Genomic DNA, 10,212 nt, shown 5'->3' on the forward strand with positions numbered 1-10,212 from the left:
ATTTTTTGTAGTTAAGAATATTTATAAGGTTTTGTTTTGTAGCACCAGACATTATTGACTGCATTTTTTTTTCTTCCAGCATTTGCACTACTGCTTCCATTTCATGAATGCGGCGTTCTGCATGTGTTTTACTTCCTTCAATAAAGCGATCAATCAATGCATTATTACCGCCAATTACCGAAGAGATTTGTTCACGTATGTATTGTTCCAATTCGAAAGCTTTGCCTGCTTCAATGGCTTCACATATTACTGCGGCTATCCCTTTATATACAATTGAACGAAGTAATTTTCGTGTGGAAGCGTCGCCTGTTTTATTGCTTAATAATTCTATGTTTAAATCATATTTATCCAACTGCTCTTTTAGCAATGCTGCACCATTGCCCGAAATAAGGAAAGAGGTTTTTATTCCTTTTGGCGGCACCGGAGCCATGATGGCCATATCAACAAACTGCACTCCGGAGGATTGCAGTAAACATTCAATCGATATTTTTTGTTGAGGCGATGAAGTGTTCATATCTGCATAAATCTTTTTATCAGTAAGCACAGGCAACACTTCCTTAGCAACAACTTCTGAAACGGCTGATAGGTTTACACTCAAAATAATATCTGCCTCTTTTGCAGCATCTCTATTGCTTTTAGCAAATCGAATATTTTCATGTAGCTTTCTTATTGGTAAAGGGTCCCAGCCAGAAACAGTAATACCCATTGCAGCCAGCTCATTGGCAAAGATACTTCCAGCCTCTCCGAGGCCCAATACAGCTATATGCAAGTTGTTATTCATTGCTGTTGTCGTTTGAGTATTTGTCATTAAATGTCCAGCCATAGATTTGCAATGAAGTCTTTCCTTCTCTCAATTGTTTTCTTATATTTTCTTCCTTCGTTTCTCTTGCAATTGATTTTTCAATCGCTTCTTCAATTCTGTTTTGTGGTATTACTACCACGCCATCCCTGTCACCAACAATAATATCTCCTGGGCTAATCAAAACATCACCAATAATAACTGGCTCGTTTAAAGTTCCATCTCCATGATTAGTTGTACCCAAAATACATAGCCCTCTGCTGAAAACTGGAAAACCCATTGCTTCAATATCATCTGCATCTCTTACGCAACCATTTATTACCAGGCCTGCAATACCTTTTGTTTTAGCTCCAAGGCTCATCAGGTCACCCCAGTAACCGGCTTCGTAAAAACCAGAACAATCCACCACAATTACATTACCCGGTTTTGCATAAGCATAAGCCCGATGCAATAAAACATTGTCTCTTGGCATTGTTTTAACTGTATAAGCTGGGCCACAAATTTTCATTGCAGGGTTAATTGGTTTTATGGCTGAAGGCAGGTTACCATATTTGCTCAATGCTTCATGAATGGTTGCTGCGGAAAATCTACTTAGTTCTTTTATCAAGTCCATTTTTATTAAATTATAAATAACAGGTGATGAATCATTGAACACTTAATGCCCCCGCTCATCACTAATTAAAAAATACTGTTCACAATCCTGGGCACCATGCATTGGTGGGCTTCAGCAAATTTTATTTCTTTTTTTCCAGAAATTCTCCTTGCGTGATTCGCTCTTCTGCCCGCCAACTCAATATAATAATCTTTAAGGTACGTTTGAGCGCCCATGCAGTCCATGGCCGCTATTTTTTTGTCCATTACCGAACTTATATCTATAAAAGTATTAGGCACAAATCCGCAAAGTTCCGGTTGATGGGGTTCAAAAGAGTACCAAACAGGCGGATCAATATTTTTGAAAGCGCTTGGAACACCGGCACCGCTGGATAATAAACGGGCACGCTGAGTTGCCTGGAAAGCGAGTGGATGATCGGGATTGAAAGGGTCTTTCTCGGAATGCGTAAGGATTGTGGTAGGTTCGTAATCGCCGATCAAGTAGGTAAGCTGCTCTATCCTTTCCTCAGAAATTAGCATTGGGTAATCGCCCCAATTTAAAAACTGAATGGGTGTGCCAAGAATATCTGCCGCTTTTTGAGCCTGTTCATGACGTATCTGTTTTACATTTTCTATACTTCGTTTTGGATCTTCCTTCCATAATTCCCCCGATTCTCCCCGCTCCCCATAGGAAAGGCAAACTACCAGGGTTTGCGCACCTTCTTCTATCGACTTTGCAATAGTACCCGCTGACCGCCAAACAAAATCACCAGAATGCGCACCTATTATTAAAAGTTTATTTTTCATGCTATTTAAACAGATTTATTGATATTCCATGTCTTCGGGCATTGGAGTACCTTGTGTGTGAAATGATTCGATTGTAGGCAATCCCCACGCCTGCCCTTTTTTGCGTTCATCAACGGTCCAATATATGGTTTTATAGTCGGGATCGAGTATCAGTCGCGCTGTAGTATTAGCAACTTCAATACGATTACCACCTGGCTCGTAGACATAAAGAAAGAAGGTTTGCTGGATTGCGTGTTTATGAGGGCCTGTTTCAATTTTGATTCCGTTTTCTAAGCAAATATCTGCTGCAATCAGTACTTCTTCTCTACTGTTACAGGCGTAAGTTACATGATGAAATCTCCCTTTCAATCCTAAATAGTCAATCGTTACGGCAAGGTCGTATGATTTTGAATTTACGGCAAACCAAACAGCCTTGGGGTTCATATCGGTTAGGTTATCTACTATAGATTCTGTTAACAGTCCGCCAAGGTTTTGCAAATGGAAATCTCTGAATGCCCGGACATCATTTGAAAAAAGATTTAAATGATCCAGACGCCGAACATTGATTCCTTTTCCCGGAAATTTACTAACTGTATTTTTTAGGGCTGAACTATCATTTGGTCCTGATTTATATTTGACCGTTTCAAAATAAATTTCTGTTTTATGGCCATCGGGCGAATGGAAAAGATAGGCAGGGCCATGGCCTATGTTATTACCTGACCAGCCTATGCCATAACCACTTTTTTCAATGGCTTCAACGCGACGTTTCAGGGCCTCCTCACTTTTTGCTCTCCAGGCAAAATGTCCCATTCCCGCATGTTTATGTTGGGTGAGTTTTAACGAGTGGTGTTCGTAGTCATCATATGCTCTCAGGTAAACTGAGCCATCCTTTGCTTCTGTAATACTCATGCCCATGACATCAGTGAAAAAGCGGGTACTTGCATCCAATTTTGGGGTCAATAACTCAACATGTCCCAGATGTGCGATGTCCCAAATGATCTCATTTTTCATAAGCTACTTCTTTTTTTAACTGAATAAATAAGGTTGCTACTGCAGCAATAAACACAGGGATAGCAAAGAATGTAAAATTTAAAGAAATGCTAATGCCCTGGCTAATCAATATGCCCCCCAGAAATGGACCAATAATAGCACCTAATCTGCCAAAGCCAATGGCCCATCCAATTCCTGTGCTCCGTATTTCTGTTTCATACAATTTGGCAGCAACAGCATATAACCCAATAAACCCACCTTGGATGCCAAAGCCGATCAGGCAAAATAGCAGCAATAAGAAAAAGGGGTCCTTAACGAATCCAAATAATATCATTAACACGGCTGTACCCAGCAGGAAATAGCAAATGATGTTTTTCAAGCCAAATTTTGCTGAAAGATATCCCTGGAAAATAATCCCAAACAAAGCACCCATGTTAAAAAGGATACCTGCATAAATGGCAAGGGAGGCCGACATACCTGAAATAGCCGCAATTTTGGGAATCCAGCTGGTAAGAAAATATAAAGCAGCAAAACTCAGAAAGAACGACAGCCACAAAACAATGGTCGATTTTATTTTTTCATGATTGAATAACACAATCACCGAGGATTGCGCGTATTTTATTTCCTTGGTTGGCAGCACTGAAAGCACTTTTTTATTCATAGATTTTAGAATACGATTGATTTTTACCAAAGCATTTACAGGCTGCTTCTTAAGTAAAAAGTCAAGAGACTCATTTAGAAACAGAAAAGTAAAAGGGGTGGTAAGCAGTGTGATAACACCTGTTGAAAAGAAAAATGCCTTCCATCCATACTGAGTGATTATGTAATTAGCAGTTAAACCGGAAAGAACGGCGCCCGCGGGATAACCTGCCATTACAAAGCTTACCCAAAAATTTTTTGTTCTTTGTGGAGCATATTCTGCAGCAAGTGTTGAGGTACAGGCCAGCATACTGCCAATTCCAAGACCAGTAAAAAACCGAAGTAATACCAATGTCGTTATCGATTGTGCAAAACCAGTAAAGACCGAAGCTATGCCCATCCAAAGCGCACTGATTAGTATAACGGACTTTCGGCCTATCAAATCAGCCTTTGGGGCAAGAAACATGGCTCCTAAAGCCATTCCCAGCAAGCCTGCACTGAACACCAATCCTAGGTTAGATGGAGCTACCATCCACTCCTTAGATATGGCATTAGTTGTATAAGAAATTGTCATAACATTCATCCCATCACACATGTTCATCAGGAAGCAGATGGCAATAGCTATGTGTTGTACTCTCGACATTTTTTCATCACCTATTATCATCAATTCATTATTTATAATTATGTTGGATTTTATAAATGTTGCCGGAGCGTGAAGTTGTCATATTTGTTAAGTATTTACAGGTTACTAAAAAAATAATCAGGGTTTTTTACCAATGGAATATTTACCTCCACCTGAAATAAAAATGGCTAAATATCCACCCAGATAAACATAAACCAGCTGGGCATGCTCCTTGTCGAAAGAAAATCCATGTAAAAAAATAAAAACCACCAGTAGGTTTAATACAATAATGCCCGAGGCGATCCTGGTAAACAGTCCCAAGATTACAAGTAAGGAACAAATACTGTCAGAAAGTAACGCGAAAATTAATCCCGGTGTCCTTCCAATATGAATTGGATCAGGGAAGTGACCTTGCATAGTGGAAAACCCGGCGATTTTTTCAATGCCATGCATAATAAATAAACTTAACCCTAGCCAAACTCTTAGCAGCAACCAGGCAATATCTGAATTAACCGGAATAAAATCCAGTCTCATTAATTTCTTCATACATCTTATTGTTTTGTCGTTTAGAATGATTTGCTACTGAGCCGGATCTTTATGCAACTCGAGCACATTGCCTTCCGGGTCCTTAAAAAATACAGAATGCGTTATGGTTTTGTTGCTGACATCCTGGTCATTGTAAAACGCTATACGCTTTGCCTTTAAATCGGAATATACTTTTTCAAAGTTTTCCGGCTCAAATACCAGGTGACGGAAACCTTGTATTTTCATATGTTGCAGTACGGGTAGATCCTGATAGGGCTCCCTTTGCGAACCGGTTATTTGGAGCATGTCAATAAAAAAATCACCAATCCCGATCCTGACATATTGTAAAGTGTCTGAATGCCTTTCCCTGATCACCCTAGCGTTCAACATACTAATATACCACTGCCTCATTGAATCCAGATTATTAACAGAAATAGTGATATGAGTTACTTTTAAAAAAGGCTCCCCGGATTTAAGCTGAGCAAAAGCACCGAATGCATAAAGCAAGGAAACAAATGAAAATACCAAACAATATTTTTTCATATCGGAACCATTTAAAAATTAAAACGTGTTGGATGGTCTATTTAAACTTTCTCTATCAAAACTACAAGGACAAAGTTTTGCTATTAGATAAAATATTACATATTTTAGATACAATTTAAACATCTGGCACAATAGTGATGAAAAGCATAAAACATTATGACGGGCTTTACCGTGATCTGAATTTTAAACCTACCAGTAACTACATTTTTTGGGAAATGATTGAAACCAGGAGCAGGGGATTCGGGTGGGTAATAGACCCGCATTTACACCCGAACCTTTACCAGTTTTTCTTTGTAGGTCATGGTACCGTAGAATTTATCGGCAATAAGGATGTACAGAAATTAACTGCTCCATGTATTTTGATTATCCCGCCAAACACCCTTCATGGTTTAACGTATAGTGCAGACATTCAGGGAAATATATTGACGGTTTCAGATATCGTTATGGAAGATATTTGTAAAACGTCACCTTTTGTTTTGGTGATGTTTGAAAAAACTCACCAACTATTGTTCAATGAAACCAACGATCCTTTATTTATAAAAATAAAGTCAATGTTAACCGACATCGATGAAGAACTATTCACTAACAATGCTGAAAAGAAACCCTTTCTTAACGCCTGTTTTTTAAAGCTCTTTATTAGTATCGTGCGCTTATTTAACAGCAACACCATATGTTCAATGGATGATACAAATACAACATTGAAGCATTTCAAAAATTTTCAGTCTCTGATAAAAAAATCTGATTCTTACAAGAGTATTTCGTCGCTTGCAAAAGAACTCTGTATCTCCGGCACCCATTTGAATAGAATATGTAAACATGTTTCAGGTAGGTCGGCACTAGTTCTTTTACAGGAATATAAAATAGAACAGGCGAAAAATTACCTGGCGCATACGAGCATGTCGGTTTCAGAAATTGCTTATCACCTACACTTTGAATTTCCGAATTACTTTGCGAAGGTCTTCAGGAAAATAACCGGTCTCACACCTACTGAATTTAGAAGTGAAAAAAAAGGAACTAACCCTACAACTTAGCAATAACAATTCTGTGATCTGGTTATTTTTTCTACCTGAAGAACCAATATTTTAAACCTTCAATATTGTAGGTAGTTCGCAAGAAACAAATAAGTTTACTGCCGCCTTAATCTTGCATACTAGCAGGCGCCACCGTTGCCTTTTTTTTAAGCCGTAATTTATGTTACTGCCTTCCACAATCATCTTACAAACAGCATCCGTAAATTTAGCTGCATTAAACTGACTATTCCATAGAATTTACGTTTTGTTTGCACTTGTGATGCTGAGCAACCTACAGCAACAAGTTACTGTTCGAAAATAATATTTAATTTTTCCCACTTAGATTGCTCACGTAAACTAATTCACTTTTACTCTTTGCTGCTCATCGGTTGGTAGCGAACTTGCCGGTTTAGATTTTATAGTTTTACCAAACCTGTACACAAAAGCAATATTAAATACCCTGGTGTCTCTGCTTATTTTTAGTGTTGATTGCACATCCTGAAAGTTCTGAATTTCTTTTGGGTTTTGGGTATAAAAAATATCCCTTACATTAAACTTAATGCTTGCTTTATTATTTAATAGTTGTTTAGCAATGCCGGCAGATACTTGTCCGTAGGGTAATAAAATGGCTTGCCCTTCATCCCGGTTGCGGCTTGTATAGTTGCCAGATAATTCCGCCGACCAGCCATTTGTAAAACTAAACTGGTTATTTACATTTAATGAAAGTGTGAGTTGTTTTGCATTGAATGGATAGCCATTAATTTCGCCAGTATATTTGTTTTGATACAGGTTTGCAAAAACTGTCGCACTGTACCAATTGTTAAACGAAATTATGGCACTTTCTGTAATGCCATAATTATACCTTGTACCAATATTGCCGACACTCCTGATAATTACAGAATCTTTGTGGATAAGGGTTTCATTAATCATATCATGTACAACGCTGTAATTGATTGTAGTAGTCAAAAGATTTTTATATGAATGGCTCAACTCAATATTTGTACTGAACTGCGGTTGCAAATAAGGGTTACCTGTTGAGTAGGTATATTTATCAATAAATCCAATAAAGGGGTTTAATTCCTGGTACGCTGGTCTGTCTATCCGGCGACCGGTAGAAAGTGTAAACTGGTTATTGCCATTCATTTCATAGCTTATAAAGGCTGTTGGAAAAAGACTGGTATAATTGCGACTGAAACTTGAATCTAATTTTTGTGAAAGGGATGATTGCAAGCCTTTATAATTCGTATTCTCAAGCCTAACGCCTGCCTGCACCATCCACTTCCCAAATTTTTTATTGAGGTTAAGGTATGCAGCATTGATATTTTCTGAATAGTTAAAAGCGTTGCTAAGCACACTGTCCGTAAGCCATTTGCTATTGGATAAATTATAGAAGTTAGAAACGTTATTTGTTTTCACAAGGCTTGATTTAATGCCTGTCTCCAACTTAACACCATTATCTAGGGGTTGAGCATAATCGAGCCGACCTGAATAAATATCAATTGCTAATGGAAGCAGGTTCTTTAAATAATTGGATGACTGTAATATTTGATCCGGATTATAAGTAAAACCCGTAATATTTTGATTTCCTGAAAAATCATAATGCAGGTAATCAAAATTGGCAGCTATATCTTTTTTACTACTGTCAAATGAAGAATGAAAGTTGATATTAACAGCCCCATTCTTCCAGGTATTGTCAACTTTTCTAATTGTTTTTTCTATTGTAGTAATATTTTCATTACCGTCTTTAAGGTAACTTGTAGTAAAACCATCCTGCTTTTGAGGCGCTAAAAATCCAGTGGTTACAATCCCCAAAGTCGTTTGCTTATTGATAAAATAATCTAACCCTAATTTCAGGTTATTATTCTGGCTTTTATTTATTCTGTTAGATTGCTGATCAAGTTCAGAGATCTTTATTCCAGTAGTTCCGAAAAAATTTCTCTGAATGTCAAAATCCATAAAACCGTTATTGATGCTGTAACCATAATTCAAAAAAGTATTTATCTTACTGGTTCTGTAGTTGAGCATAATGCTGTTATTGGTTTTTGCATAAACTCCCTGACCGTAGTTTAGTGTAACACTGCCGTTAAATCCCTGCGTAATGCTTTTCTTTGTTTTAATATTAATTACACCGGCATTGCCTGCAGCATCATATTTTGCTGATGGATTGGTCATTATTTCAATCTGGCTTAACTGGTTTGAATTCATACTGCCTAAAAGGCTTGCCAGTTCAGCACCATTAAGATAGGAAGGTTTACCATCAATCATTACCATTACTGATGACTTACCTTTTAAACTGATGTTGCCATCTTTATCAACAGTTACTCCGGGTGATTTTTCAAGCACTTCTAAGGCAGTAGAACCCACATTAGTTACAGAGGCATCCACATTTACCACCATGCGGTCAATCTTTTGTTCTATAAGTGGCTTCTTGCTGGTAACAACAACAGCAGAAAGATTTTTTGCTAGTTCCTGTAAAATAAAAGTACCAATCCTTACCGTTGTATTATTTTCTGAAATAATAAATCCAGGTGAATTTGTTTTTGCAAAACTTACAGCACTTGTTGTAATAAAATAACTACCAAATGAAATTCCAGTGAAGGAAAATTTTCCTGCTTTATCAGAAACAGCAATTTTTATTATAGAAGAATCTTTAGACTTCATTAATGAAATGGTTGCTGATTGAACAGGTACATTCTTTGTATCCACTGTACTGCCGGAGACAGAGGTTTCTGTAGTTTGAGCTATACCTTTAATGGCAAAAACAAGTGTTATAAAAACTATTAGTAACTTTTTCATGTTGTATCTTTTTTTTTACAACACAAACCTATTTCGTAGAATCTAAAAAAATTTGGAAATGATGTAAACCGTGAAAAGTTTGCGGTAAACTTCGAAAATTTTAAAGGGCTAAAAGACTGCCCAGCGCACCAAGTCAGGCACATTTGCAAGGCACACAAAGCCGGCACACAGCAGCCAACCTTGCAAAAGAGTCTGCCTGGTTCCTACGCACAGGCAACAATCTGCGGTGCGACAGAGGCTCACATTATAGATGACCACAAATGCGCCAGCAGGTTTTACTGCTGTTGGTTAATCGTATGGCTGCATTTTAGTGAGCGCTTTAGTGTAATCCACTTTATAATTTTCCCTACTCAAAAAATACTTTTTCAGGCAAGGTTATTTTAAATATAGCGATACAACAGGGTTTATTAGGCATGTACTTTTTTAGAGCCTGTTTAAATTTATTCAATAAAAGTTTTATAGCGGATAATTTAACCATTTCCCCGGCCGGCAAGACCAGGTGATTTTTGAAATTCTTTCGGATAAATCAAAGCCATCGGCACGCTTACCCATTCAAATGCCAGTGGATATGAAAGCCGTTGAAAAACAAGCAGAAGACGTTCCTTTTGATATGGAATGTTATAAAGATACTGTGGGAAATCACTATGATTTTGGTTTTGGCAGGAGTTAGATGTTTAAATTGTATCTAAAATATGCAATATTTTATCTGATAGTAAAACTTTGTCCATGTAGTTTTGATATAGTCAGTTTAAATAGAACAGTCAACACGTTTTAATTTTCAAATGGTTCCGATACGAAAAAATATTGTATAGTATTTTCATTTGTTTCCTTGCTTTATGCATTCGGAACTTTCGCTTTGCTTAATCCGGGGAGCCTTTTTTAAGTGTGAATTATATCAGAGCCTGTTTAAA

Annotated in this window: 9 protein-coding genes; 1 reads left to right on the plus strand and 8 read right to left on the minus strand. The window is 37.5% G+C overall.

What is annotated here, in order from left to right; translation table 11 throughout:
* The 7 genes from H7254_RS07490 to H7254_RS07520 all read right to left on the minus strand — a co-directional run.
* A partial coding sequence (locus tag H7254_RS07490; protein WP_301932380.1) for an NAD(P)-dependent oxidoreductase occupies positions 1 to 781 on the minus strand: 781 nt, incomplete at its 3' end.
* Complete coding sequence (locus tag H7254_RS07495) at positions 774 to 1,412, minus strand: 4-carboxy-4-hydroxy-2-oxoadipate aldolase/oxaloacetate decarboxylase (protein ID WP_301932381.1); 639 nt, start codon at positions 1,410 to 1,412, stop codon at positions 774 to 776. The genes H7254_RS07495 and H7254_RS07490, both read right to left, overlap by 8 nt.
* A gap of 65 nt (positions 1,413 to 1,477) precedes the next feature.
* Positions 1,478 to 2,197 (minus strand): PIG-L deacetylase family protein, encoded by a 720-nt coding sequence (locus tag H7254_RS07500; RefSeq protein ID WP_301932382.1) that lies wholly within the window; start codon positions 2,195 to 2,197, stop codon positions 1,478 to 1,480.
* A 15-nt stretch (positions 2,198 to 2,212) separates the two neighbouring features.
* Entirely contained in the window at positions 2,213 to 3,187 is a 975-nt protein-coding gene (locus H7254_RS07505; RefSeq protein WP_301932383.1) for a VOC family protein, read from the minus strand.
* Positions 3,177 to 4,469, minus strand: coding sequence for an MFS transporter (locus tag H7254_RS07510; protein ID WP_301932384.1), 1,293 nt, complete (start codon positions 4,467 to 4,469; stop codon positions 3,177 to 3,179). Before H7254_RS07510 ends, H7254_RS07505 begins: the two co-directional genes overlap by 11 nt.
* Before the next feature lie 96 nt (positions 4,470 to 4,565).
* Positions 4,566 to 4,973 carry a DoxX family protein gene (locus H7254_RS07515; protein ID WP_301923060.1) on the minus strand — a complete coding sequence of 136 codons (408 nt, stop codon included), beginning with the start codon at positions 4,971 to 4,973 and terminating at the stop codon, positions 4,566 to 4,568.
* Positions 4,974 to 5,006: 33 nt separating this feature from the next.
* A complete protein-coding gene (locus tag H7254_RS07520; protein ID WP_301932385.1) occupies positions 5,007 to 5,495 on the minus strand; it encodes a VOC family protein in 489 nt (162 codons plus the stop codon).
* A gap of 137 nt (positions 5,496 to 5,632) precedes the next feature.
* Between H7254_RS07520 and H7254_RS07525 the strand changes: the two genes are divergently transcribed.
* On the plus strand, positions 5,633 to 6,526 hold the full coding sequence (locus H7254_RS07525; protein WP_301932386.1) for an AraC family transcriptional regulator: 894 nt from the start codon (positions 5,633 to 5,635) through the stop codon (positions 6,524 to 6,526).
* A 336-nt stretch (positions 6,527 to 6,862) separates the two neighbouring features.
* Here H7254_RS07525 and H7254_RS07530 read toward each other — a convergent pair whose 3' ends face one another.
* Complete coding sequence (locus tag H7254_RS07530; RefSeq protein ID WP_301932387.1) at positions 6,863 to 9,301, minus strand: outer membrane beta-barrel protein; 2,439 nt, start codon at positions 9,299 to 9,301, stop codon at positions 6,863 to 6,865.
* Between the last annotated feature and the right edge of the window lie 911 nt (positions 9,302 to 10,212).

Origin of the sequence: Ferruginibacter sp. (genome assembly GCF_014377975.1) — a bacterium.
Classification (GTDB): Bacteria; Bacteroidota; Bacteroidia; order Chitinophagales; family Chitinophagaceae; genus Ferruginibacter.